General features: G+C 65.5%; 19 protein-coding genes. 10 read left to right on the plus strand and 9 right to left on the minus strand.

What is annotated here, in order from left to right:
* Positions 1–60: 60 nt before the first annotated feature.
* Entirely contained in the window at positions 61–708 is a 648-nt protein-coding gene (locus AB4Y32_RS05780) for a LysE family translocator (protein ID WP_368720392.1), read from the plus strand.
* A gap of 85 nt (positions 709–793) precedes the next feature.
* Here AB4Y32_RS05780 and rarD read toward each other — a convergent pair whose 3' ends face one another.
* Positions 794–1,669 (minus strand): EamA family transporter RarD, encoded by an 876-nt coding sequence (gene rarD / locus AB4Y32_RS05785; protein ID WP_368720393.1) that lies wholly within the window; start codon positions 1,667–1,669, stop codon positions 794–796.
* Positions 1,670–2,032: 363 nt separating this feature from the next.
* Between rarD and AB4Y32_RS05790 the strand changes: the two genes are divergently transcribed.
* Positions 2,033–2,821, plus strand: a complete 789-nt coding sequence (locus tag AB4Y32_RS05790) for a sulfite exporter TauE/SafE family protein (RefSeq protein ID WP_368720394.1) — start codon at positions 2,033–2,035, stop codon at positions 2,819–2,821.
* Between the two features lie 96 nt (positions 2,822–2,917).
* Here the strand turns inward: AB4Y32_RS05790 and AB4Y32_RS05795 are convergent, their stop codons facing one another.
* The 3 genes from AB4Y32_RS05795 to AB4Y32_RS05805 form a co-directional block, all read right to left on the minus strand.
* Positions 2,918–3,172, minus strand: coding sequence for a hypothetical protein (locus tag AB4Y32_RS05795; protein ID WP_368720395.1), 255 nt, complete (start codon positions 3,170–3,172; stop codon positions 2,918–2,920).
* 277 nt (positions 3,173–3,449) lie between these two features.
* Positions 3,450–5,525 carry a 3-hydroxybutyrate oligomer hydrolase family protein gene (locus tag AB4Y32_RS05800; protein WP_439899754.1) on the minus strand — a complete coding sequence of 692 codons (2,076 nt, stop codon included), beginning with the start codon at positions 5,523–5,525 and terminating at the stop codon, positions 3,450–3,452.
* Between the two features lie 669 nt (positions 5,526–6,194).
* On the minus strand, positions 6,195–6,551 hold the full coding sequence (locus tag AB4Y32_RS05805) for a BON domain-containing protein (protein ID WP_368720397.1): 357 nt from the start codon (positions 6,549–6,551) through the stop codon (positions 6,195–6,197).
* 595 nt (positions 6,552–7,146) lie between these two features.
* Between AB4Y32_RS05805 and AB4Y32_RS05810 the strand changes: the two genes are divergently transcribed.
* From AB4Y32_RS05810 to AB4Y32_RS05820, 3 genes are all read left to right on the plus strand, one after another.
* Positions 7,147–8,694, plus strand: coding sequence for a TAXI family TRAP transporter solute-binding subunit (locus tag AB4Y32_RS05810; protein ID WP_368720398.1), 1,548 nt, complete (start codon positions 7,147–7,149; stop codon positions 8,692–8,694).
* Between the two features lie 156 nt (positions 8,695–8,850).
* Positions 8,851–9,495 carry a DsbA family protein gene (locus tag AB4Y32_RS05815; protein ID WP_368720399.1) on the plus strand — a complete coding sequence of 215 codons (645 nt, stop codon included), beginning with the start codon at positions 8,851–8,853 and terminating at the stop codon, positions 9,493–9,495.
* A 385-nt stretch (positions 9,496–9,880) separates the two neighbouring features.
* Complete coding sequence (locus AB4Y32_RS05820; RefSeq protein ID WP_368720400.1) at positions 9,881–10,831, plus strand: LysR substrate-binding domain-containing protein; 951 nt, start codon at positions 9,881–9,883, stop codon at positions 10,829–10,831.
* A gap of 119 nt (positions 10,832–10,950) precedes the next feature.
* On the opposite strand, the gene xdhC is transcribed toward AB4Y32_RS05820, so the two are convergent.
* Genes xdhC through xdhA form a run of 3 tightly spaced genes read right to left on the minus strand, consistent with a single transcriptional unit; the run spans position 10,951 to position 15,479 of the window.
* A complete protein-coding gene (gene xdhC / locus AB4Y32_RS05825) occupies positions 10,951–11,541 on the minus strand; it encodes a xanthine dehydrogenase accessory protein XdhC (protein WP_368720401.1) in 591 nt (196 codons plus the stop codon).
* Positions 11,542–11,564: 23 nt separating this feature from the next.
* Positions 11,565–13,928, minus strand: a complete 2,364-nt coding sequence (gene xdhB, locus AB4Y32_RS05830; RefSeq protein ID WP_368720402.1) for a xanthine dehydrogenase molybdopterin binding subunit — start codon at positions 13,926–13,928, stop codon at positions 11,565–11,567.
* Positions 13,929–13,961: 33 nt separating this feature from the next.
* Positions 13,962–15,479: a xanthine dehydrogenase small subunit gene (gene xdhA, locus AB4Y32_RS05835; protein ID WP_368720403.1), complete on the minus strand. Its 1,518-nt coding sequence runs from the start codon at positions 15,477–15,479 to the stop codon at positions 13,962–13,964.
* Positions 15,480–15,877: 398 nt separating this feature from the next.
* On the opposite strand from xdhA, the gene AB4Y32_RS05840 reads away from it, so the two are divergent.
* Complete coding sequence (locus AB4Y32_RS05840; protein ID WP_368720404.1) at positions 15,878–17,089, plus strand: MFS transporter; 1,212 nt, start codon at positions 15,878–15,880, stop codon at positions 17,087–17,089.
* Positions 17,090–17,166: 77 nt separating this feature from the next.
* Here AB4Y32_RS05840 and AB4Y32_RS05845 read toward each other — a convergent pair whose 3' ends face one another.
* Positions 17,167–18,411, minus strand: a complete 1,245-nt coding sequence (locus AB4Y32_RS05845; protein WP_368720405.1) for an alanine--glyoxylate aminotransferase family protein — start codon at positions 18,409–18,411, stop codon at positions 17,167–17,169.
* Between the two features lie 824 nt (positions 18,412–19,235).
* On the opposite strand from AB4Y32_RS05845, the gene AB4Y32_RS05850 reads away from it, so the two are divergent.
* Positions 19,236–20,225 carry a LysR family transcriptional regulator gene (locus AB4Y32_RS05850; protein WP_368720406.1) on the plus strand — a complete coding sequence of 330 codons (990 nt, stop codon included), beginning with the start codon at positions 19,236–19,238 and terminating at the stop codon, positions 20,223–20,225.
* Positions 20,226–20,276: 51 nt separating this feature from the next.
* Positions 20,277–21,281 (plus strand): 2-hydroxyacid dehydrogenase, encoded by a 1,005-nt coding sequence (locus AB4Y32_RS05855; protein WP_368720407.1) that lies wholly within the window; start codon positions 20,277–20,279, stop codon positions 21,279–21,281.
* 129 nt (positions 21,282–21,410) lie between these two features.
* Here AB4Y32_RS05855 and AB4Y32_RS05860 read toward each other — a convergent pair whose 3' ends face one another.
* Positions 21,411–21,968, minus strand: coding sequence for a plasmid fertility inhibition factor family protein (locus tag AB4Y32_RS05860; protein WP_368720408.1), 558 nt, complete (start codon positions 21,966–21,968; stop codon positions 21,411–21,413).
* A gap of 258 nt (positions 21,969–22,226) precedes the next feature.
* Here AB4Y32_RS05860 and AB4Y32_RS05865 point away from each other — a divergent pair, with 258 nt between their 5' ends.
* Together AB4Y32_RS05865 and AB4Y32_RS05870 are read left to right on the plus strand one after the other, a co-directional pair.
* Positions 22,227–23,132: a crotonase/enoyl-CoA hydratase family protein gene (locus AB4Y32_RS05865; RefSeq protein ID WP_368720409.1), complete on the plus strand. Its 906-nt coding sequence runs from the start codon at positions 22,227–22,229 to the stop codon at positions 23,130–23,132.
* Positions 23,133–23,336: 204 nt separating this feature from the next.
* Positions 23,337–24,494 (plus strand): MFS transporter, encoded by a 1,158-nt coding sequence (locus AB4Y32_RS05870; RefSeq protein ID WP_368720410.1) that lies wholly within the window; start codon positions 23,337–23,339, stop codon positions 24,492–24,494.
* The last annotated feature ends 11 nt before the right edge of the window (positions 24,495–24,505 follow it).

The following is a 24,505-nucleotide window of genomic DNA, read 5'->3' on the forward strand; positions in this document are numbered from 1 at the left end:
ATGCTTGCGGATGGTCATCCGCCGTGGCTCTCATATCACGTCAAATAAACAGGAGCATCGATGTTCAGTCCCGGTCTTTTTCTCACGGCGGCGGGCGTGGGACTCGCGGTCGCGGCGCCCGTCGGCCCGATGGGCATGCTGTGCATTCGCCGCACGCTCACCGATGGTCCGCGCGCCGGTCTCGCGATCGGCTTCGGCATTGCGGGCGGCGATGCGTTTTATGGCCTGATCGCCGCGCTCGGTCTCGTGAGCGTGTCGCAATTCATGCTGGCTTATGACAAGCCGCTGCACATCGTCGCGGGACTCTTTCTGCTGTATCTCGGCATTCGCACGATGTTGCAGAAAGTGCCCGCCGATAATGCAAATAACAACGGCAACGGCGAAGGCAGGCTCGCGGGCATCGGGCACGCCGGCGCGTTGAAGGCTTTCGCGAGCGCGCTGCTCCTCACGCTGACCAATCCGCAGACGATCATCATGTTCGCCGCCCTCTTCACGACGCTCGCGCCGCGCGGACCGTTTTCGTCGAGCGTCGCGTTCACAACGGTGCTGGGCGTGTTTTGCGGATCGATCGCGTGGTGGTGCTTTCTCGTGACGGCCGTGTCGCTCGCGCGTCATGCGATCGGGCACAAGCTGCGCGTCGTCATCGACCGCATTGCGGGTTTTGCACTGGCCGCGTTCGGCGTCGCCGAAGTGCGCCGCGCGATCTGACGCGAACACTTTCTTCCGTATCTTTGCTGCAAAGTCCTTTGCGGCAAGCTGGGCCGCCTTCGGCCTTTCCTTTACGGCGATGCCGTCACGCCCGCGCGAAGCGCGCGCGCCACAAGCCATCGAGCGTGTAGAGGGCGAGCGCGATCCAGATCGCGCCGTAGCCGATCAGTTGCACGTGTCCGAACGGCTCCTGATAGATCAGCACGCCGATCAGCAATTGCAGCGACGGCGTCACGTACTGGATGAGCCCGAGCATCGACAGCGGAATGCGCCGCGCGCCCGCTGCGAACAGCAGCAGCGGCACGGCCGTGATCGGCCCGGCGAGCGCGAGCAGCACCTTCACGCCGAGCGACGCGGCGCCGAATCCGCTCGCCCCATGCGACGACGCGACGAACAGATACAGCGCGGCGACGGGAAAAAGCAGCACCGTTTCGAGCGTCAGCCCTTCGAGCGCGCCGAGCTGCGCCGTCTTGCGTAGCAGGCCGTAGCCCGCGAAGCTGAACGCGAGCGCGAGGCTGATCCACGGCGGATGACCGTTTTCCCACGTGAGCCACAGCACGCCGCACGCGGCAACGGCCACCGAGAGCCACTGCACGCGCCGCAGCCGCTCGCCGAGAAACACGAAACCGAATAGCACGTTGATCAGCGGATTGATGAAGTATCCAAGGCTCGCCTCGACGATATGCCCCGCGTTGACGGCCCAGATATAGATGCCCCAGTTCGTCGACAGCAACAGCGCGCTCGCGGCGAAGCGACCGAGCAGCTTCCCGTCGCGCAACACGGGGCCGAGCCAGCGCCATTGCTGACGCACGGCCAGCACGATGAAGAGAAACAGCATCGACCACACCATCCGGTGCGCGAGCATCTCGATCGGGGAAATCTGGTGCAGCGTCTTGAAGTAGACGGGAAAGAGTCCCCAGAGGGTGAACGCGAGGACTGCGTAGGCGACGCCGTAGTTCATTTTTATCGGTCTGCGGATGGAGAGGCACGGGCAACGCATCGCACGGCGTACATCGTCGACGCCCGGTGCAAGCGCCGTCCGACGCGCCCGCGGCGCGCGAAACGCTATTGTAAGCGGGCGGCCGGAGCCGGCATCATGGCGGACAACGGCGGGCATCGGCGAACATCCGGACGCTGCGCCGCGGGTTTTGCGACAATAGCGGTCTTTCGCCGCGCCGCAGCCCGATGGAAACCGCCTGACGGACTGCCCGAGCCCCCGCCTGAGGAACCGCCTTCAGGCACAGCCCGCGCGCGGCTTCTGGCGACAGTACCGGCAAGCCTGCCCGCAACCGAATCATTTAAAAGACCGTCCGCGGTCCGAGCAATGGCACTTCCCCACATCGATCTCCTGTATTCCGCGTCGGGTCTTTTCGTCGGCTTTCTGGTCGGGCTGACGGGCGTCGGCGGCGGCTCGCTGATGACGCCGATCCTCGTGCTGCTCTTCAACATCCATCCGGCGACGGCCGTCGGCACCGACCTGCTGTACGCGGCCGCGACCAAGGCGACGGGCACGCTCGTGCACGGGGTGAAGGGGTCGATCGACTGGCAGGTGACGTTGCGGCTCGCGGCGGGCAGCGTGCCGGCCGCAACCGTCACGCTGATCCTGCTGCATCGCTACGGGATGGAATCGCAGCGCGGCGGGCATCTGATATCCGTCGTGCTCGGCGTCGCGCTGCTGATCACCGCGATCGCGCTGGTGTTCAGGCCGCAGCTCACCGCGTTCGCGGCCTCGCGGACGCGCGGGACGGGCCAAGGCGGCACGCTCGCGCTGACGATGCTGACGGGGGCGGTTCTCGGCGTGCTGGTGTCGCTGACGTCGGTGGGCGCGGGCGCGATCGGCGTCACGGTGCTGCTGCTGCTCTACCCGATGCTGCCGACCAGGCGCATCGTCGGCTCGGACATCGCGCATGCCGTGCCGCTCACGCTGCTCGCGGGCGCGGGCCACTGGCTGCTCGGATCGGTCAACTGGTCGCTGCTTGCGTCGCTGCTGGTCGGCTCGATCCCGGGCATCATGATCGGCAGCTATCTGTCGTCGAGGGCGCCGGACAAACTGCTGCGCAACCTGCTCGCGGCGACGCTGACGCTCGTCGGCGTGAAGCTCGTGATGGCGTGATGCGCCGACGGGCCGTGCGCCATGTCGTGATGGCATGATGCGCCGACGGGGCGCGCGCCATGTCTGCGCCGCACATCGCGCGCAGCGACGCGACGATCATTTGAAGAAGCGGCAGTTGAGGTCGGTTTCGAACTGGCGAATCCAGTGGCCTGCCTGGTCCTCGTGATACGACTGCGCCCAGCCGCCGCGCCGTATCGTCAGCAGACGCGCGTGATGTGAAACGTCATCGGGATCGTCAGTGGCGCTGATGTCGAAATGCGCGGGCGCAAAACCATGCCGCGCGCACACGAGTTCGAACGCGGCGCGTTCGCCGATCGGAAGATCGGTGTAAATGAAGGTGTGTCTGTCCATGGCCGTCGCTCCGGAAGCGTCGATACTCAACAGTACTTCATGCGACGGGTAAATAGTGTGTCACGGCGCACAAGCACGATGGTCCGTCGCCTTTAAACGATGCATGCACGATGCGTGAGATGTGGTGCTCGCGACGCGCCGTGTGTTTGGCTCCATTCGTGTGCATCGTTGTGACGGCATGTCATGTGCGCGTCACACCGCTCGCGTCGTTTCCGCACCGACGCGAGCGGCGTGATGCCAGGTGATCGTTGCTACGGTAAGCGGTCCTTCATGCCCTTCACTTGGGCACATTCACCGCACCCGCTCCCACCTGAATCGCATTCGCACCCGGGCTCATCGAGATCGCAGGCAGATTCGCCGTCGTCAGTACAGGCGCAGCACCCGGCGTGCCACCGCGCGGCACCGCGCGGATCACCTGCGACGGCGGCAGCGGCGCGCCGCTCTTCAGGTGATTCCACATGAGGTCGAGTGCCTGGATGTCGTAGTAGTGGACGGGGATGAAGCGAGTGTCGAAGCCTGCGACGCTCAGGAACACGTCGAAGTGCTGGCCGTTCATCACTTCATAGAACGACAGCTGGCTCTTCGAGCCCTCCGTGATGTTGTTCATCGCGAGATACGCGCGAGATGCGTGATTCACGGGTACGAGGGCATCGCTACGTCCCTGCACGATGATGGCCGGCTTGCCGTGCAGATTCGCGTTCACGCGGATCGCGTTGACGTTGTCCTGCATGCGCTGGTCGCCCGTCGTCCAAAGCGCGCGCAGACACGCGGCGCCCGTGAAGCTGGCGTCGGCCGTCGCGAGCCGGTGGTCCGCGCCGCCCGGCGCCGCCGAGTTGTTGTAGACGAGGTTGATGCCGTTGGTCGGCGGCACGCCGTTGCCCAGGCCGAAGATGGAGAACATCGGCGGCGCCGCCGGAGGCACGCCCGCTGCGCCCGTCGCCGCATTCGTCGTGCCGAAGCTGAAGCCGCACAGGTTGTCGATCACGCTCGACTTCGTGTACGCGTTCGCATACGTGACGGCGACGGCGGGCACGGCCTGCGAATCCCACATCGGCGCGTGCAGCACGTCGGAGTCGGTTTCGTAGCCGGCCGCGTGCAGACGGTTGAGCGCATCGTTGGCCTGGCTCGTTTCGTCCGCGCCGCTCACGAAGCCGCCCGCCGCCAGCGACGCGCAGCGCGCCGCGCGGATCGCCTGCGTGGTCGCGAGCGGCAGCGCCGTCAGATACGGCGAGCCTGCCGCCGCCGTCGCGGCCGCCGCGCACGGCTGCAGCATGTTCGCGTAGGTCATGTAGTCGGCGAGCGGCGCGCCCGCTGCGGGAATGGGGACGCCGCCCTCCAGCACCTTCGCCGACGACGCCATGCGCAGGTTGATCTGCGGCTCGCCGACGACGACGGCCGTGATCCACCCTTGCGTGTCCTGCTCGGCCGCCGCGAGCGACGCGCCGCCGCCGTTGCTGACGGATGCCGCGATCGTCGTGATGCTGCCCGGGCTGTAGCGCACGCCGCGCTGCTGGCCGTTGTTGTCGACGGTCGGCGCGAACTGCTGGTTGAGCGCCCAGTACGCGAACTGCACGGCTTCGAGCGTATTCTTGCCCCAGTCCTGCTCGGGGTTCTGCTGCGAGTGCGCGTGCTTGAACGCGTAGCGGTTCGGGAATCCCGTGTTGAACGTCGACAGCGCGCTCGACGACACGTTTGCCGTGAACAGGCTCTTCGTGCCCGCCGCCGTTGCCGCCGCGACCGTGCCGTTCATCAGCGTGACGAGGCTCGTCGCCAGCTCGTGCGCGCCGTTGCCGCCGCCCTTGTCGGTGTACGCGACCGCGCAGCCGCGCTTGAGGCCCCACTCGCCCGCCGCCGAAATCGCGCCGTAAACGCCGCGCGAACCCGACGACGTCGCCGTGACGATGCACGGATTGTTCGGATCGAACGTGGACGGCACCTGCACCATCAAGGTCACGTTCTTCTGGCCGCTGCCGTTGTCGGCGTACGCGAGATATTCGGTGCCGGCGATCTTGCCCTCGCCGAGCGTGTCGTTGCCGTTCAGGTCGACGTTGGGCCCCCAGAAGCGCCCATAGCCGCCGTTCGCCGACATGTCGACGAGCGCACGGTAGTTCGACCAGATTGCAAGGCGGCGCAACTCGGCGGGCGTCGGCGCGACGGAGTTCGCGAACGAGGGCGGCGTCGCCGAGCCGAGGCCCGTCTTGCCGAGGCCGCCCGTCAGCAGGTCGTCGCTGTTGCCGTCATAGGTGGTCGTGGTGACGCTGCTGGAAACCACGAACGAAGGCAGCGCGTTGGTGGTCGGGTTGTTGTGGTGATCGTCGCCGTGGCCGCACGCGGCGAGCAGTATCGCGGACATCGTCGTGCAAAGAGCAGTGGCGGCACGTCTGAACGGCAGTTTCCCTGTCATCGTCGTCTCCATTGTCTTGTTGTGTCTCGGCGCCGGGGCTCATCCGCTGCCGTCAGTCGAAACACGCAGCGGGCGAGCCGACGGCGGCTGCTTTAATGCAAGTTTCGCGCCGACGCACGGATGTCGCGTCGGGCGCCTGCCGTGCAGGTTCACTGGGGGTTCGCGCGATGCAGACACGCGAATGCGAGCCGTGAGGGCTGTCTTGCTCCAGAGACAGTCCAGCGGCAGCTACACCCGCCGCGCGACACCCGCATGACCCGGAATATCGGCTGGATGCGGCTTTCGAGGCAACCCGCTGTCCGTCTAGACACAGAGACGGCGGTCGAGCCGTCCCGTTTCGTGGAAGAAACGCGGGCCTTCGCGCAGCCGTTGCCACGCGTCCCCGTCTTGCCGGACGCATGCGCAGCGCAACGTCGCGCCGCGCAATCCGCACAAAGCGAAGCGGGCTTCCGTTCGGCACGGAAGCCCGCTTGTCATTCTGACCGGTAAAGACGCCGCGAGATGCACGGTGCCGCCCGTCGCGCTACCCGTCGTCCGCTACCGGCCGTCCGCTACCGGCCGTCCGCCACCCGCGCCATCCGGACCGCGGTCCCTCCGGCGCGAGCGCGGCGGCATCGCTTATTGCTGCTGGACGTTGATCTTGTTCGACACGGAAGTCACGCCTGCCACGCCCTTCGCCACTTCGCCAGCCTTCTGGATCTGGTCGTTGTCGGGCGCCGTGCCCGTCAGCGTGACTGCGCCGCCACGGGCGCGGACGTTGATCGCCGACACGTCGAGGCCTTGCGCCTTCGCGAGCGCCGCGCGGACTTTCTTGCCGAGCGCGCGGTTCTCCTTCTTGGCTTCCTTCGAGTTGGCGGCGGGTGCTGCCGCCGTCGTGCCGGTGGACGTGGAGTCGCTTGCCTGGGCATACGTGTGGCATGCGACGACCATTGCGACAACACCACCCAGTGCCTTCAGAAAATCGACCGATTTCATGACTTCTCCTTTTTGCTTTGGTTTGGACCGCGTTTGGCTAGCGGCTTGGTTACGACTGCGGGCGGCCCGCTCGCACGCGGCGCACAAAGGCGCAACGAGGCAATGGCGAGCCTGGAGCGTTGTCACGGTCTGCGAGAGAGGCATTGGAAGATGTGCGACGGCCGGCGCTACCGATGCGCAGCGGTTCATTTACGCTGGCCGTCCGCCGCGCGCCGGCAGCGCGCCCTGGTCTCGTGAGTCCGGCCGGGTCGCGCAATGCAAACGTTGTTTCGCGGCAGCGATGCCAATGTAATCTAGCCGCGCAAGTCTTGCAAAGGATATCGCGCTTTCGTCGCGCTTCGCGTTGCAACTTCGGGCTTCGTTGCGCCTGCGCGCCGACGATGTCGAATGAATGCCGGCTCACGCTTTGTTACGCGTTTATGGCACCGCGTCCCGGTTGCGCGCGCCGGCGCGCCTTCAATCTCATGTACCATCGGCGCGAACGTCGAAACGGGCGGGCAGCGTTTGCAGCAGGCGGGCGCGAGCCGTTGCGCCCAGAGAGCCCGCCCGACATCATTGAATCAACCCGACCACTTCAAGACCACTGCGCATTCTCATGAAGCCTTCCGACGGACGTCCACCGGAACGCACTGCTGGCCGCAAGCCGCCCCACCTCGTCGCCCGCTTCGTGGCGATCTCGTGGCGCGATCTCGCCGTGTCGTTCGGCCCGATCCTGCTGATCAGCGCGATCGCGATCTACATCGCCGTGCGCCTGATCCAGCCCGCGCCGCCCGATACGCTGACGATGGCAGCCGGTCCGAAAGGCAGCACCTTCTGGGTGGCCGCGCAGAGGTACAAGGACATCCTCGCGCGCAACCGCATCACGCTCAATGTGCTGGAGACGGAAGGCTCCGCCGACAACCTCAAACGTCTGACCGATCCGCATGCGAACGTCGATGTCGGCTTCGTGCAGGACGGCATCGCGCCGTCGAAGGAGATGACGGACGGGCTGATGTCGCTCGGCAGCGTCGCCTATGTGCCCGTCGCGATCTTCTATCGCGGCGCGATGGTCACGCTGTTGTCGGAGTTCAAGGGCAAGCGCATCGCGATCGGCGCCGAAGGCAGCGGCACGCGCGAGCTGGCGCTGCAACTGCTGAAGGCCAACGGCATCACGCCCGACGGCCCGACGAAGCTGCTGCCGCTCTCCGGCGACGACGCCGCGCAGGCGCTGATCGCGGGCAAGATCGACGCGGCCATCCTCACGGGCGACAACGCGCAGCCTCCCGTGATGGGCAAGCTGTATCGGACGGCGGGCGTGCAGTTCTACGATTTCACGCAGGCGGGTGCGTATGCGCGGCGCTTTCCGTACCTGACGCAGCTCGAAATGCCGATGGGCTCGTTCGACCTCGGCAAGAACCTGCCGTCGACGACGCTGCACATGATCGCGCCGACGGAAGAACTGGTCGCGCGCGATTCGCTGCATCCGGCGCTCTCCGATCTGCTGATCGAAGCGGCGCGCGAGGTGCACAGCAAGGCGAGCGTGATGCAGAAGGCGGGCGAATTCCCCGCGCCGCTCGCGCACGACTTCCCGATCAGCGACGATGCCGCCCGCTACTACAAGTCGGGCAAGGGCTTCCTTTACCGCCTCCTGCCGTTCTGGCTCGCGAGCCTCGCGGACCGGCTGCTGGTCGTGCTCGTGCCGATCATCGTCGTGCTGATTCCGGGGCTGAGGCTCGTGCCGTCGCTGTATGCGTGGCGCGTCAAGTCGCGCATTTATCGCTGGTACGGCGCGCTGATCGCGATCGAGCGCGAGGCGCTCAACGATACGTCGGCGGCCGAGCGCGAAGGGCTCGTCGAACGGCTCGACAAGATCGAGGAGTCCGTCAACGGCCTGAAGATGCCGCTTGCCTATGCCGATCAGTTCTACGTGCTGCGCGAGCATATCGGCTTCGTGCGGGCGCGCCTCACGCGCGATTCGGAAGCGGCCGCGGCGGCCGCCGCGCGGGACGTGACGGGCGAAGCGCAACCGGCCCACTCGGGCCATCCGGCAGGCTCGCCGGACCATGCACGCGCCCATGACAGCGGCGCGATCAGCCGCGCCGAAGCACGCGCCGCGAGTCACGAAGCTCACGAGGGCCGCGAAGGGCCGGGCCACGACGCGTGATCGCTCCTGCGAAGGCCCGTTGAAGAGCCGGACGCAACAGCGCCGTTTCATCAAATGATGCGAACGGCGCGTGCTTTGCGTAAGATCGAATCAACCACAACGGGCTCACGCACGGCATCCGCGACAGCCCGCCGACTCAGGAAACCGGGAGACATCATGACCGATGGCATCGACGCCACGCAGCCACTGTGGTTTTACGACTTTGTCTCACCGTTCTCGTATCTGCTGCTGGAACAGCACGACAAATGGCCGGGGCTGCCGTTCGTGTTCACACCTGTTCTGCTGAACGATCTGTATCGCCACTGGCGACAGCGGATCGCCTACGACGTGCCCGCGAAGCGCATCTTCACGTACCGCTACGCGCTCTTTCGCGCCGAGCAACTGGGCATTCCGTTCCGGATGCCGCCCGCGCATCCGTTCGACTCGGCCAAGCCGATGCTGCTCGCGACGGCGCTCGGCGCCGACGTGAACACGGTGCGCGAGATCTTCCGCTTCATCTGGCGCGACGGCCGCGATCCGTCGACGGCGGATGGCTTCGCCGCGCTGTGCGAACGCCTGAACGTGCCCGACGGCGAAGCGCTGATCGCGCGCGGAGCGACGCGCGCGCAACTGACGCGCAACGGCACCGACGCGATCGCCATCGGCGTATTCGGCGTGCCGACGTTCTGGCTGAACAAGCAGTTGTTCTGGGGCGAAGACGCGCTGCCGATGGCGCTCTACTGCGCGCGCACGCCGAACTGGCTCGAATCGAAGGAAGTGAAGCGCATCACGTCGCTGCCGTCAGGGCTCGCGAAGGCCTGAGCGGGCGGCATCTGATGGCTGGGCGTGCCGGACGTAGCCAGGCGGATGCTGCATGGCAGGTCCGTCGCGCGGCGCTGGCAACGCACGTCGTGCATGGCGTGGCGCCCGTCGCGTGGCGCCCCTCGCGTAGCGCCCGTAGCGCGACTCCCGCTGCATGGCGCCCGCTGCACGGCGCCATTGCGCGGCACCCGCAACGCGCGTGGCTCACGGTCCGTGATGCCCGTCATACCGCTTGCGCTATGGCGGGCGCGTGGCAATCGGGCCTAAGGTTATAGCTTCGCGCGCGCGGCGCGATGCTGGCAACGGGATCACCGCCCGCGCGCGATGCACGGTTCGATAGCCGCATTCGAATGCCTTCAATGGGCCTTCCCCGCCCCGCCGATTCATGGACGACGACACCGCCGCTTCACTCGATATCTGGCTCGTGCGCGTGCTGCGCACGCTGCTCGTCGAGCGCAGCGTCACGCAGACCGCGTTGCGGCTGAACCAGACGCAGCCCGCCATCAGCACCGCGCTGCGCAAGCTGCGCGAAACGCTGAACGATCCGATTCTCGTGCGCGGCAAGTCGGGCATGGTGCCGACGGAATACGGCGAGTCGCTGCTCGCTTCCGCGCAGAAGGTGCTGCGCGACGTCGATTTCGTCGCGACGCCTCATGGCGACTTCGATCCGGCGCGCTCGCGCCGCACGTTCCGCGTTGCCGCGCCCGACTATCTGAATGACTTCTTCATGCCGACGGTGATCGCGCAGTTCCGCGAGGCGGCGCCGCATGCACGGCTCGAAATCGAATCGCTCGGGCCGCTGCTCGATCATGCGTCCGCGCTCGATGCCGGTGAGCTGGATCTCGTAATCGGCAACTGGCCGAAGCCCGACGCGCGCTTCGAGCGCAGCGACCTGTTCTCCGATACCGTCGTGTGCATGATGCGCGCCGATCATCCCCTCGCGAAAGCGCCGCTGACGCGCGACGCGTATCTCGCCGCGCCGCATCTCGCGCCCGCGCACTATAGCGGCGCGCGCGGCGGCGCGATCGACACGGGCTTCAAGCGAGCGAACGCATCGCGGCGCATCGTCGCCACGCTGCCCTACTTCGGGCTCGTGCCTCAGGTGCTGCTGCAATCCGATCTGATCTTCACGACGACGCGCCGCTTCGCGCGGCATTACGCGGAAATGCTGCCGCTCGCGGTCGTCGACGTGCCGATCCCGTTTCCGCGCATCAAGTGCTATCAGATGTGGCATCCGCAGCCGGACCGGCCAAGCGATATCGCGTGGCTGCGCGGGCTGATGGCGCAGGTGTCGGAAATGCTGGTGACGACGAAGGGGCGGCGGGGGGCGAAGTAATGCGCCACGAGTTCATTCGCGGATGCCCGCGCAGAGCGATGCAAACAAAAGAAGCGAACGCAAAAAAACAGGCGCGGCAAGCTTCCCCGCCGCGCCCGCTGGAGGAATCGAACGTCGCTTCAAACGCCGATGCAGGGCGCGTTCTGAGCGCAGCCAAAGTCCGCAAGCGAAACCTGCTGCGTACGCACTTGCAGCAGTTCAGCGCACACGGCCACCGCAATCGACGGCGGCGCCTTGTCGACGATTCCCGGCACGCCGATTGGACAGGTCATTTCAAAGAGACGCTCGGCATCGACGCCCCGATCGTTCAGGCGACGCTCGAACTTCACGCGCTTGGTCCTGGAGCCGATCAACCCGAAGTACGCGAAATCGCGTCGCCGCATGATGCGCTCGGTCAGCGAAAAATCGAGCGCGTGATTGTGCGTCATCACGAGGAAGTACGCGCCCGGCGGCGCTTCGTCGACGATGGCAGCAGGCGTGTCGGTCGCTTCGACCTGCACGTTCGCGGGCACTTCGTCGGGGAACAGTTCGTCGCGTTCGTCGACCCATCGCACGACGCACGGCAGACTGCCGAGCAGCGCGATCAGCGCATGACCGACATGGCCCGCGCCGAACAGCACGATATGCATCGGCGGCGGCAACTTCGTCGCGTGGCCGCTGCGCCGGCCAATCTGAACGGGCATGTCGGAGAAAGACGGTACGCGCATCATGGCGAACACTCCACAACTCGAGTTTAGTGCTGGTCCAGGCACGCGGCACGCACCGCGCCGACTGCCTTGAGGATTTCTTCGCCCGTCGCGGGCGCGTTCAGCGGCGGATTCACCTTGTAATCGCCGACAGCGGCCACCGCATCGCGGATCGCGAAGAACACGGAGAACGGCAGCAACAGCGGCGGCTCGCCCGTCGCCTTCGAGCGGTGAATGCTGTCCTCCGCGTTGCGGTTCTTGAAGAGACGCACGCGGAAGTCGGGCGGCGTGTCGTTGACGGTCGGAATCTTGTAGGTGGATGGCGCATGCGTCATCAGCTTGCCGCCCGCGTTCCACCACAGCTCTTCCGTCGTGAGCCAGCCCATGCCCTGAATGAAGCCGCCTTCCACCTGCCCCACATCGATTGCCGGGTTCAGCGACGCGCCCACATCGTGCAGCGCATCGGCGCGCAGCACGCGCATTTCGCCCGTCAGCGTGTCAATCACGACTTCCGACACGGCCGCGCCATACGAGTAGTAGAAGAACGGCCGCCCTTGCAGCTTCGCCTGATCCCAGTAAAGCTTCGGCGTCGCGTAGAAACCGTCGGACCACAACTGCACGCGCGCGAGATACGCTTTCGCGATCACTTCTTCGAACGGCACGATGGCATCGCCGACCAGCACGCAATCGCCCGCGAATCGCACCTGCGATGCCGTCACCTCGCCTGCACCGAACTTGTCGGCGGCGAACGCGGCGAGACGCTCGCGCAACTGTCGCGCGGCATCCTGTGCGGCCTTGCCGTTCAGGTCCGAGCCCGTCGATGCCGCCGTCGCGGACGTGTTCGCGACCTTCGATGTATCGGTGGCCGTCACGCGCACGCGATTGAAGCTCACGCCCAGTTCATGCGCGACGACCTGCGCGACCTTCGTGTTGAGACCCTGGCCCATTTCCGTGCCGCCGTGGTTCACGAGCACTGAGCCATCGGTATAGATGTGAACGAGCGCGCCCGCCTGATTGAAGTGCGTGACGTTGAACGCGATGCCGAACTTCACGGGCGTGAGCGCAAGGCCCTTTCTCAGCACTTCGTTGTTGCGGTTGAATTCGAGCACTTCGGCGCGGCGCTTGCGATAGTCGCTCGTCGCTTCGAGTTCGTCGATCAGCTCGTGAATCACGTTGTCTTCGACGATCTGGCCATACGGCGTCTGGTTGCGCTCGGTCTTGCCGTACAGATTGCGGCGGCGCACGTCGAGCGAGTCCTTGCCGAGCGAACGCGCGACATTGTCGATGATGTACTCGATCGCGAACGCGCCCTGCGGGCCGCCGAAGCCGCGAAACGCCGTGTTCGACTGCGTGTTCGTCTTGCCGCAGAAGCCGTCGATGGCCACATCCGACAGGTAGTAGGCGTTGTCGAAGTGGCAGACGGCGCGCGTCATCACGGGGCCGGACAGGTCGGCGGAAAAGCCGCAGCGCGACGTCATGTCGACGCACACGCCTTCGATCACGCCATCGTCGTCATAGCCGACGTCATACGTATAGTGGAAATCGTGGCGCTTGCCCGTGACCATCATGTCGTCGTCGCGATCGGGACGCAGCTTGACGGGACACAGCAGCTTCCATGCAGCGAGCGCCGCACAGCACGCGAACAGCCCCGACTGCGATTCCTTGCCGCCGAAGCCGCCGCCCATCCGGCGGCATTCGACCAGTACGTTGTGCGAGTGAACGCCCAGCACGTGCGAGATGAGATGCTGCATTTCGCTCGGGTGCTGCGTCGAGCACCAGACGTGCATGCCGTCGTCGTCCTTCGGCACCGCGTATGAAATCTGGCCTTCCAGATAGAACTGCTCCTGCCCGCCGAGCAGCATTTCGCCCGCTTCGCGATGCGTCGCGCGCGTGAGCTTCGACGCGGCGTCGCCGCGCGCGAGCTTCATCGGCGGAATCACGCTCTGCTTCGCGGCGCGCGCCTGCTGCGCCGTCAGCACGGCGGGCAGTTCCTCGAATTCGAATTCCGCGCGACGCGCGCCGAGGCGCGCCGCATCGTGCGACGTCGCGACGACGATGAACATCGGCTGACCGACGTACTGCACGACGCCGTCCGCGAGAATCGGATCATCGCCTTTGACGATCGGCGCGCAGTCGTTGTGGCCGGGAATATCGTCGGCGGTGAAGACGGCGACGACGCCGGGCGTCGCGCGCACCTTGTCGAATTTCATCGACACGATCTTCGCGTGCGCTTTCGGCGACAGTCCGAGCGCCGCGTGCAGCGTGCCCGCAAGTTCGGGGATGTCGTCGGTGTAAGTTGCGCGGCCGCTCACGTGCAGATGCGCGGATTCATGCGGGCGCGACACGTGCACTTGCGTGAAGTCGGCGAGTTCCGTGGCGTCCTTCAGGAACGGTTCGGCTTGCTGGTTCATTCTGGTGGTTCTCCGTGATCCTGTCAGGTTCGCTCAGGCGTCGGCACCGGCTGCTTCCACTGCACGCACATCGAGCGCGCTCTTTTGCAGCGGATCGTTCGGGCGCGTTTCGAGCCAGAAGCGGTACAGCGTGTTCTTCGCGGCTTCCAGGCGATAGCCGCTCGTCGCGCGCATGTCGGTGAGCGGCTCGTAGTCCTTCGCGAGCGCGATCATCGCGGCCTGCGCGGTGGCTTCGTGCCAGTCGGCATCGGCGAGAGCGGCTTCGGCATGCGCCGCGCGCTTCGGCGTTGCCGCCATGCCGCCGAACGCGATGCGCGGCTCGCGAATCGTCGCGCCGTCCGCGATGAACGAGAACGCGGCGCACACGGCGGAAATATCCGAGTCGAAGCGCTTCGAGATCTTGTACGTGCGGAACGTGAAGTGCTTGCGCGCTTCGTTGCGCGCGGGCACCGTCAGGCCCACGACGAATTCGTGCCCGGCCATGTCCTTCTTCTGATACGCGAGATAGAGGTCTTCGAGCGGCAGCTCGCGTTCGACATCGCCGCCGCGCAGCACGATGCGCGCGCCGAGCGCGATCAGGCCCGGCATCGAATCGCCGATGGGCGAACCGTTCGCCACGTTGCCGCCGAGCGTGCCTGCGTTGCGAATCGGCAGCGACGCAAAGCGCTGCCACATCTCGATGAGTTCGGGATACTGCTTCGCCAGTTCGGCATACGCGCGCTCGACCGTCACACCCGCGCCGATTTCGATCCACTCGTCGTTCGTCTCGACTTTCTGCATCTCGGCGATCTGGCCGACATACACGATGTGGCCCAGGTCGCGCATCATCTTCGTGACCCACAGGCCGATGTCGGTGCTGCCCGCGAGAATGCGCGTCGTCGGCGCATCGGCCTTGATCTTCGCGAGCGCATCGATCGTGCGCGGCGCGTCGAACGTCCGGCCGTTGCATTCGTAGTGGAAGGTTTCGCCGCGCTCCAGCGTCGCGAGCTTTTCGGCCAGCGCCTTTACGTCGACGGGCGCTTTCGGCGCGGGCAACTGGAACATCCGCTCGGCCGCATCGACGATCGGACGATAGCCCGTGCAGCGGCACAGGTTGCCCGTCAGCGCGTTGGCGATCTCGGCGCGATCGGGCACGGTCCGGTTCGCGCACGCATGCTCGTGGCCATGCTTCTCGTACATCGACCACATCGACATCACGAAGCCGGGCGTGCAGAAGCCGCATTGCGAGCCGTGGCACTCGACCATCGCCTCTTGCACCGGATGCAGGCCGCCGTCCGGCTGGCGCAGATCTTCGACAGTGAAGAGAGCTTTGCCGTCGAGCGTCGGCAGAAACTGGATGCACGCGTTGACCGTCTTGAAGCTGACGCCGCCCGCGTCGTCGCGCTCGCCGATCACCACCGTGCACGCACCGCAATCGCCTTCCGCGCAGCCTTCTTTGGTGCCCGTGCAGCGCGCGTCTTCGCGCAGGTATTGGAGAACGGTACGGGTGACGGGCGCGTCGGTGATCTCACGGATCGCGTTGCGATGGTAGAAGCGGATCGGCTGGCTCATGTCTCGTGCTCGTTTCGGTTATTCGCATCCGCATGAGGAGTGCGGACGGTGCGGCTGACGGTTCGAAAAGTAGCATCATCAACGATCGCAACCCATAGGCTCGATCGCATGGGGGACATACAACTGGAGCGATAAATTGAGACGGCGGCGGGCTGTTGCGCTTATGTCGTTGAGTCCGTTACGAGCTGTTTTCATTACTATTCGCTCATATAGGACAGCCCATGCGCTGGCAGCGCGCGATCAAAGCCCGCGAGAAGCCAGAAAAATTGACGGGAACCCGTCAGAAGCATCGTTCAGCCCCGTTTCATGGTCGTCGAAAATATTGCATAGGGCCTGCAAGGGAATCGGTTCCATGGGAAAATCACGCCTCCCTGCCGATTTCAAGTCTCGTTTTCCCCATGCCCGTCGACTCCGCTACGCCGCGCAGCGAATTTGCGACCACGTTGCAGATCATTCCCGTGGTTTTCTTCACGTTCCTTTGCTACCTGACGATCGGCATTCCGCTCGCGGTGCTGCCGGGCTACGTCCATGACGATCTCGGTTACAGCGCCGTGCTCGCGGGTCTCGCGATCAGCGTCCAGTACTTCGCGACACTTGCGTCGCGGCCGCTTGCCGGCCGTTCCGCCGACACGCTCGGGCCCAAGAAAACGGTGACGATCGGCCTGATCGGCTGCGGCGCAAGCGGCGTGCTGTTGCTCGCGGCCGTGCTGCTCGGCCACTGGCCGGTGCTGAGCCTTGGTCTGCTGGTGCTGAGCCGTCTCGTGCTCGGCTTCGGCGAAAGCCTGTGCGGCACGGGCGCGATCCTGTGGGGCATCGGGCGTGTCGGCACGACGAACAATGCGCGCGTGATCTCGTGGAACGGCATCGCCACTTACGGCGCGCTCGCGATCGGCGCGCCGCTCGGCGTCGCGATTGCGCATGCCATCGGGTTCTTCGCGCTCGGCGTCGTCGTGATCGCGCTCGCGGCGCTCGGCTACTATCTCGCGCGCCTGATCGCGCCCGTGCCCGTCGTGCACGGCGAACGCATGTCGTATCGCAGCGTGTTCACGCGCGTGCTGCCGCATGGCATCGGGCTCGCGCTCGGCTCGGCGGGCTTCGGCTCGATCGCGACGTTCATCACTCTCTTTTACGCGGCGAACCACTGGCCGAACGCTGCGCTGTCGTTGACGGTGTTCGGCACGCTGTTCATCGGCGCGCGGCTTTTGTTCGCCAACACGATCAAGACGTACGGCGGCTTTCGCGTAGCGATCGCGTCGTTCTCGTTCGAATGCGTCGGCTTGCTGTTGCTGTGGCTCGCGCCCGTGCCGCATGTCGCACTGGCGGGTGCCGCGCTGACGGGCTTCGGCTTCGCGCTCGTGTTCCCCGCGCTCGGCGTCGAAGCGGTGGGACTCGTGCCGCCCGCGAGCCGTGGCGCGGCGCTGTCCGCGTATTCGGTGTTCCTCGATCTGTCGCTGGGCGTGACGGGTCCGCTGGCGGGCTATATCGCCGGCGAGTTCGGCTATGACTTGGTGTTTCTGTTCGCGGCCGTCGCCGCGGCAGCCGCCGTCGCGCTGTCGACGATGCTCTATCTGCGCAATGCGCGCACGCCGAACGCGCCGGCAGCGGCGTGACGGCCGTCTGAATCCGGATCGAAAAAAAAGCGACGCCGCGTGCGTCGCTTTTTTCGTTGGCGGCCCGGTTTCGCCGATCAGACGCTCAGCGCTTCGCCCTTCGCGCTGCTCGCGAGCGACCGCTCCAGCGCCGCGACGCCTGCGGGCAGATCGACATTCACGCCGAGATCGATCATCGTCCGCCCGAACGCGTGCAGCGTGCGGAACAGGTTGTGTTCGCGCGCCTGCTCGCCCATCTGGCCGATCCGCACGATCGGCAAGCCGAACGACCCGGAGATCTCGACCTGATGATGACGCGAGATATGCCCGCAGATGTCGCCGGGCGTGAGATCGGGCCGGTCCTTCGCCGGCACCTCGATGCCGACCACGGAGTTCAGCCGGCACTCGGCGGGCGCGTAGAGTTGCAGCCCCATTGCGCTGATCCCCGCCTGTAGCGCGAGCGAGCACTTCAGATGCCGCGCGAAACGCTTCTCGAGCGTCTCCGCGCACACGAGCCGCAGCGCCTCATGCAGCGCGAGCACGCCCGACACGGGCGCTGTGTAGTGATAGCCCGCGTTGTGCCAGAAGTTCTCGGCCAGCGACGCGTCGAGACACCAGTGCGCGCTTGCATGCGAGCGTCCTTTCACGCGTTCCCACGCCGCATCCGAAAACGCGATCAGCGACACGCCCGGAATCGACGACAGCCCTTTCTGCCCGCCTGTGATGACGGCGTCGATGCCCCACGCGTCCATTTCGAGCGGCATCGTCGACAGCGTGCACACGGCATCGACGACGACCAGCGCGCCCGCCTTCTTCGCGAGCGCGGCAATGTCGTTCAGGTGATGGTTCCAGACGGTGTTCGAGGTCTCGCCCTGCACGATCGTCACGATCTCGGGACGCACGCGGCGAATCGCCTCCTCGACCTGTTCGAGCGTCGCGACCGCGCGGTCAGCGACTTCGAGCAGCGACACATCCGCGCCGACGCGCCGCCCCATTTCGGCCATCCGCGCGCTGAAGAAACCGTTCTTGATGCTGAGCACGCGCGTGCCGGGCCACGCGAGATTAGAGATCGCCATTTCCATCGCCGCCGAGCCCGGACCGGCGACACCCAGCACCCACTTCGAGTTCGTCTGGAACACGTAGCGCGCCATCGTCTTCACCTGTCCGACCACCTTGGCCATCGTGCCGCCCAGATGATTGATGACGATCGCATTCGCCTTCGCGACGGCGGCGGGAATCGGCACCGGGCCGGCGCCCATCATCAGCAGCGGTTCTTCGGGAAGAATCGCATCGAGCGATTCGACTTCGGGACAGGGAACGACGTTGGACGTTGTTTGGGTCATGACAGAGACGCACGAAAGATGAACGTTGCAGGAAAGATGGCCCGCCGCGCGCAGCAATCCCTGCGCGCGGCGGGCCATCTGTCGATCATTCACCGATATGCGCGCTTGCGCAAGCGTTCGGAGAGATTCGATGACGGTTCCGGGCGAGCCGTAGTCACCCGATGTGCTCACTCGACCTGTCTTCTCTCAAACGCGTCCTTGTCGTCGAATGCGATTTCGATCTCCTCGCGTTCGACGCGCGCTAGCTGCTGCGAATTCCGTCATTACGGTTTTCGTACGAATCTTTTTAAAAATTATGCGTGCATTAATTAATCCAGCGATTCAGCGGCATTAATTGAATGTGCATACGAATAACGATAGGGATTAACCCGCGTCATTCGAAACGGGAGGTATGCAATGCCGTGACATATTCGTCCCAGCCGGTTTTTCGCGTATTTGATCGATATCAAATCAGCGCGTCCCCGCTTCCGTTGACAGACATCGTTCCCGCGCAAAGATGTCTAACGATCCGCAACCGCATCTTTCAGCCTGATGGATTTTTTATGTCCGCATTAGATGCTTGCGAAACCGCCTTGACAAATTCCGCCAAATCAAAGCGAGCTGGTTTTTACAATTGCGAAATAACATCGTCCATTCGATAAATATTGAAATCGCCAGCCACTGTCAATACTATTTTCCTGGACGACCTGGTAAAAATTCCAGAACCGGCATTCGTTTGTAACCGGCCGGTACACCGCCAGCGAGGCCGATGCGGACAGCACGCTGCCGCACGCCACGCCGGGTCAACGACGCGCGGCTAAACCGCGCTTTGCGAGGGCGCTACCATGAATCAGATCTACGCCATGCGGGTCTTCGTCCGGGTTGCGGAGACACAGAGCTTCAGACGCGCGGCCCAGCAACTGAAGGTGTCGAACGCGCTGGTCACACGTTCGATCGCAACGCTGGAGGCGCATCTGCATGCGCGCCTCATCAATCGCACGACACGCAATCTTTCGCTGACAGAGGCAGGCACGCACTATCTGGAGGGCTGCCGCGGCCTGCTCGAAGAACTCGATCTTCTGGAAGGCTCGGTGACGGGCACCGAGCGCGAGCCCGCTGGCACGCTGCGCGTCGTCGCCACGGCCGCACTGTCGCCCCAGGCGCTCACGCAATTGCTCGACGGCTACCGGCGGCGTTATCCGAAAGTGCGCATCCGCCTCACGCTCACCGAGCGCGCACCGCATCTGCTCGAAGACGGCTACGACGTCGGCCTCTTCATCGCGGAGCATGGATCATCGTCGGGGCATAACGCGGAGGTCGACAGCGTCGAGCTGTCGTTCGCGACGCAGCGACTCGTGCCGTGCGCCGCGCCCTCTTACCTCGCGCTTCGCGACGAGCCGCGCCATCCCGAGCAACTGGCGCTGCACTCGTGCATCGCGACGCCGGCCGAACAGCGCGGTCCAATAGCATGGCATTTCGTCGATGGGGATGGCGACCCGCGACCCGTCGCGTTCGAACCGGCGTACACGGTGAACAGCCGCCTGCTTGTGCGGCTCGCGGCGATCGCAGGCATGGGCGTCGCGGTACTGCCCGAATCGCTCGTCGCCGACGACTTCGCGACGGGTGCATTGAAGCGCATCATGCCGGACCATTCGGTCGACGAATCGCAGGCGAAGGTGTCGCTCGTCTATCCGCGCCGCCGTCACTTGCCGACGAAGACGCGTACGTTCGTCGATTACACGGTCCAGCATGCGGGATGCGCGGAGTCGGAGGTTCCCGCGAACGCGCATGCGATGGTGGCGCACGAGCTGCACGTCGTGCGGCACGCGTCATAGGCCGAGCGGCGTCGCCAGCACGCCGGCGGTGCCCGCAGGAGACCGGAACCCATGCGCATGATCCTGTTCAGCAGCCGGCAGTACGACATCGACACGTTCACCGAGGCGAACACCGCGTTCAACTACGAGTTGCATTTTCAGGAGTCGCATCTCGATGCGGACACAGCCGTTCTCGCCGACGGTTACGACGTCGCGTGTCCGTTCGTCAACGACACCGTCGATGCGGCGACGCTCGAGCGCCTGCATGCGGGCGGCACGCGGCTCATCGCGCTACGCTCGGCGGGCTTCAATCACATCGATCTGGCGGCGGCCCAGCGCCTGGGCATGCCCGTCGTCAGAGTGCCCGCGTATTCGCCGCACGCGGTCACCGAGCATGCGGCGGGACTGGTGCTCGCGCTGAACCGGAAGCTGCCGCGCGCCTTCGCACGCACGCGCGAGGGGGATTTCTCGCTGAACGGGCTGCTCGGCTTCGACCTTCACGGCAAGACGGTCGGCGTGATCGGCACGGGCATCATCGGTGGGTGCTTTGCGCGTGTCATGGCGGGCTTCGGCATGCGGGTGCTCGCGCACGATCCCGGTCCCGAGTCGCCCGAAGTTCTCGCGCTCGGCGGGCGCTACGTGCCGCTCGATACGCTGCTCGCGGAGGCGGACGTCGTGAGCCTGCACTGCCCGCTGCTGCCCTCGACGCATCACCTGATCGACAGCCGCGCGCTCGCGAAGATGAAGCGCGGCGCCATGCTGATCAACACGGGGCGCGGCGGGCTGGTCGAAAGCAATGCGCTGGTCGGCGCGCTGAAGAGCGGCCAACTGGGACATCTCGGGCTCGACGTGTACGAGGAAGAAGGCGGCATCTTCTTCGAGGATCATTCGAACCTGCCGCTGCAAGACGATGTGCTCGCGCGTCTGCTGATGTTTCCCAATGTGATCGTGACCGCGCACCAGGCCTTTTTCACCCGCGAGGCGATGACCGAAATCGCGCAGACGACGCTCGGCAATGTGAAGGCGTGGCGCGAGGGGACGCCGCGCAATGTCGTCGAGGTGCCGGCAAAAGGATGATCGGCACGCGGCCGGATACGCCGAAGCGGCGATCAAGCAATGAAGGCCAGCGCGACGATGCGAACTTGCATCGTCGCGCTGGCCTTTTCACTTATGCGGATTCGATCGCACGTACCGAACCTGCATCGTTCAGGTTCGCGGCAGCACGTCCGCGCCGGCAGAGCCGGGACGCAGCGCTGTGCGCGCGTCGTCGGGTGCGCCGCAGTATTGGCGCAGCAGCGCCGCCTCGCGCTCGTGCACTTCAACGGGAAACCACACGGCGCCCGCCGACAGCATGTAGCGAGCGCGATGCTGTCCGTTGCGAAACGCGACCACGCCTTCGTGTTCCAGCCTGAGCCAGCCGAGCAGCCCCGGCGCGTGGCGCGTCGTGATCGTCACATAGGGCATCTGCGGAATGCGCGCGTTGGACGGATCGAGAAACTCGCGGATGCCGCGCACCTTGCCCTGGTGCCATTCGTTCACGGGACGCAGCACGTAGTCGGTGTCGTCGCGATCGGCGCACGCGATCAACTTGCGCGCATCGACGAGCACGACCTGATGGCGCGTGCCGTCCGCCGTGAAGACGCGCTTCATCCGCACATGGTTGTATGGCGGATGATCGAGCAACGGAACGATCCATACCGGCTCGCTGCCGGATGGCGATGATGCAGCCGAAGACGTCGTCGGTAATTCCATCAATGAGGACATAGGGCGTACTCCATGCGCCGGTGCGTGCGCGCGCCCTGGCAGTTCAAAAAGCGCCTAAGCTACGAGTCGATTGTTAAAAGCACGTGACTGGCTTGCAAGCGATTCGCGCTGTATCGCCGCCGCTTCGCCACGCTTCGTCGCGCAGGCTCGAGCTTCCGGTTTAGCGGATGTTTTGCGCGGTTCTTTAGGGTGTCGCCGCGCATTTGCGCGCTTTTCCATTCCAGTCCAGGTCCTCAACGAACACTGCAGCGGGAGAGAATGATGGCTATCAAACAGTTCGGCGAGCACGTGCGAATTGAAACTGCACAAAAAACCGCAAGTACACAGAACCAGCAATCGGCAGACCCGCTTGACGCCGTCGCAACGATCGTCATCGACCGCCCTGCCCGCCGCAATGCCGTCGACCGTCCGACGGCCGATGCGCTTTGCGCAGCGTTGCGCCACTTCGAAGCAAACGATGCGTGGCGCGTCGCCGTGTTGACGGGCGCAGGCGGCACGTTTTGCGCGGGAGCGGATCTCACTGCTCTACAAGACGATGCACGGCGCAACGAATTGCACGCCGACGGCAGCGGCCCCGGTCCGATGGGACCGACGCGCATGATGTTCACGAAGCCCGTCATCGCGGCGATCGCGGGTCATGCGGTGGCGGGCGGTCTGGAACTGGCGGCGATGTGCGATCTGCGCGTCGTCGAGGAGGATGCGGTGCTGGGTGTGTTCTGCCGACGCGTCGGCATTCCGCTGGTCGATGGCGGGACGATCCGTCTGCCGCGTCTGATCGGCCAGTCGCGCGCGCTCGATCTGATCCTGACAGGCCGCGCGATCGGCGCCGACGAAGCGTTTGCGTTCGGTCTTGCGAATCGCGTCGTGCCGAAGGGCGCAGCGCGCGCCGCCGCCGAGCAACTGGCCGCCGAGCTCGCCGCGTTCCCGCAGGCAGCGTTGCTCGCCGATCGCAGGTCCGTCTACGAAAACGCGTCGCTCGACAATCTCGCTGAAGCACTGCGCCGCGAAGGCGCGGGCGGCTATCACGCTGTATTCGCCGAGGGCATCGCGGGCGCGGCGGCGTTCGCTGCGGGAGCGGGTCGGCACGGAAGCGCGATCCACGATGTGGCCGGCGATGTGCCCCGCGATTCGCCCGCGACCGCGCCCGACAAAAAAGTCCCTTGAAACAAGAGGTTTTCTCGGCGCAGTCACATCGCAATCGACGAAATACAACAGTGCGTCAGGCCGTCAGCACAGCCGTATTGGCTTAGGTACAATCCCCTACAGATTTACCCTTGCTGACGCCTGCGCACTCGTCCCGAAAGCGCGCGACGGCAACGCGAACGGCGTCCCAGCCCGCCGGCGCGACCCTCCCGTGAAAGCCCCAACATGCCCTTGCCCCTGCTTGCCCTTGCCGTTGCCGCGTTTGGTATCGGTACCACCGAGTTCGTCATCATGGGGCTGCTGCCCGATGTCGCGCGCGATCTGAGCGTGTCGATTCCGGCTGCGGGCATGCTGGTGTCCGCGTATGCGCTGGGCGTGACGATCGGCGCGCCGATCGTTGCCATCGCGGTGGCCAACATGCCGCGCAAGAAAGCGCTGATGAGCCTGATCGGCATCTTCATCGTCGGCAATCTGCTGTGCGCGATCGCGCCGGGCTATGCGGTGCTGATGGCCGCGCGCATCGTGACGGCGTTCTGTCATGGCGCGTTCTTCGGCATCGGCTCGGTCGTCGCAGCTGGGCTCGTCGCGCCGAACCGCCGCGCGCAGGCGATCGCGCTGATGTTCACGGGCCTCACGCTCGCGAATGTGCTGGGCGTGCCGCTCGGCACGGCGCTCGGCCAGGCCGTCGGCTGGCGCGCGACGTTCTGGGCAGTGACGGGCATCGGCGTGATCGCGGCCGTCGCGCTAGCATTGTGCCTGCCGTCGAAGATCGAGATGCAGAAGGCAAGCCTCGTTCATGAGTTCACGGTGCTGAAGAATCCGCAGGTGCTGATGGTGCTGGGCACGAGCGTGCTCGCATCGGCGAGCCTGTTCTCGACCTTCACCTACATCACGCCGATCCTCGAAGACGTGACGGGCTTCACGCCGCATGCCGTGACGATGGTGCTCCTGCTGTTCGGCCTCGGGCTGACGGTCGGCAGCACGCTCGGCGGCAAGCTCGCGGACTGGCGCCCCGTGCATTCGCTGATGTCGTTCCTGCTCGCAATCGTCGCGATCCTGTCGTTCTTCGCGATCGCGATGCACGGCGAAATCCCGGCGATGATCACGATCTTCCTATGGGGCGTGCTCGCCTTCGCGATCGTGCCGCCGCTGCAAATGCTGATCGTCGACCGCGCGAGCAGCGCGCCGAATCTCGCGTCGACGCTCAATCAGGGCGCCTTCAACCTCGGCAATGCGACGGGCGCGTGGCTCGGCGGCATGGCGATCGGCGCGGGCGCGCCGTTGACGTCGCTGCCATGGGTCGGCGTCGCGACGGCGGCCGCGGCTGTTGCGCTGACGTGGTGGTCGGTGTCGCTCGACCGGCGACTGCCCGTGGCGGGCTGAGCGCCGACGTA

It is taken from the genome of Paraburkholderia phymatum, assembly GCF_040965635.1.
GTDB classification, from domain to species: domain Bacteria; phylum Pseudomonadota; class Gammaproteobacteria; order Burkholderiales; family Burkholderiaceae; genus Paraburkholderia; species Paraburkholderia phymatum_B.

Excerpts from the sequence above, each read along its gene's own strand:
- AB4Y32_RS05810 (WP_368720398.1), top strand. The coding sequence starts at position 7,147 with ATGAAGCCTTCCGACGGACGTCCACCGGAACGCACTGCTGGCCGCAAG.
- AB4Y32_RS05855 (WP_368720407.1), top strand. The coding sequence starts at position 20,277 with ATGCGCATGATCCTGTTCAGCAGCCGGCAGTACGACATCGACACGTTC.
- AB4Y32_RS05820 (WP_368720400.1), top strand. The coding sequence starts at position 9,881 with ATGGACGACGACACCGCCGCTTCACTCGATATCTGGCTCGTGCGCGTG.
- AB4Y32_RS05870 (WP_368720410.1), top strand. The coding sequence starts at position 23,337 with ATGCCCTTGCCCCTGCTTGCCCTTGCCGTTGCCGCGTTTGGTATCGGT.
- AB4Y32_RS05865 (WP_368720409.1), top strand. The coding sequence starts at position 22,227 with ATGATGGCTATCAAACAGTTCGGCGAGCACGTGCGAATTGAAACTGCA.
- AB4Y32_RS05845 (WP_368720405.1), bottom strand. The coding sequence starts at position 18,411 with ATGACCCAAACAACGTCCAACGTCGTTCCCTGTCCCGAAGTCGAATCG.
- AB4Y32_RS05800 (WP_439899754.1), bottom strand. The coding sequence starts at position 5,525 with ATGTCCGCGATACTGCTCGCCGCGTGCGGCCACGGCGACGATCACCAC.
- AB4Y32_RS05815 (WP_368720399.1), top strand. The coding sequence starts at position 8,851 with ATGACCGATGGCATCGACGCCACGCAGCCACTGTGGTTTTACGACTTT.
- xdhB (WP_368720402.1), bottom strand. The coding sequence starts at position 13,928 with ATGAACCAGCAAGCCGAACCGTTCCTGAAGGACGCCACGGAACTCGCC.
- AB4Y32_RS05780 (WP_368720392.1), top strand. The coding sequence starts at position 61 with ATGTTCAGTCCCGGTCTTTTTCTCACGGCGGCGGGCGTGGGACTCGCG.
- rarD (WP_368720393.1), bottom strand. The coding sequence starts at position 1,669 with ATGAACTACGGCGTCGCCTACGCAGTCCTCGCGTTCACCCTCTGGGGA.
- AB4Y32_RS05860 (WP_368720408.1), bottom strand. The coding sequence starts at position 21,968 with ATGTCCTCATTGATGGAATTACCGACGACGTCTTCGGCTGCATCATCG.
- xdhA (WP_368720403.1), bottom strand. The coding sequence starts at position 15,479 with ATGAGCCAGCCGATCCGCTTCTACCATCGCAACGCGATCCGTGAGATC.
- AB4Y32_RS05790 (WP_368720394.1), top strand. The coding sequence starts at position 2,033 with ATGGCACTTCCCCACATCGATCTCCTGTATTCCGCGTCGGGTCTTTTC.
- xdhC (WP_368720401.1), bottom strand. The coding sequence starts at position 11,541 with ATGATGCGCGTACCGTCTTTCTCCGACATGCCCGTTCAGATTGGCCGG.
- AB4Y32_RS05805 (WP_368720397.1), bottom strand. The coding sequence starts at position 6,551 with ATGAAATCGGTCGATTTTCTGAAGGCACTGGGTGGTGTTGTCGCAATG.
- AB4Y32_RS05840 (WP_368720404.1), top strand. The coding sequence starts at position 15,878 with ATGCCCGTCGACTCCGCTACGCCGCGCAGCGAATTTGCGACCACGTTG.
- AB4Y32_RS05795 (WP_368720395.1), bottom strand. The coding sequence starts at position 3,172 with ATGGACAGACACACCTTCATTTACACCGATCTTCCGATCGGCGAACGC.
- AB4Y32_RS05850 (WP_368720406.1), top strand. The coding sequence starts at position 19,236 with ATGAATCAGATCTACGCCATGCGGGTCTTCGTCCGGGTTGCGGAGACA.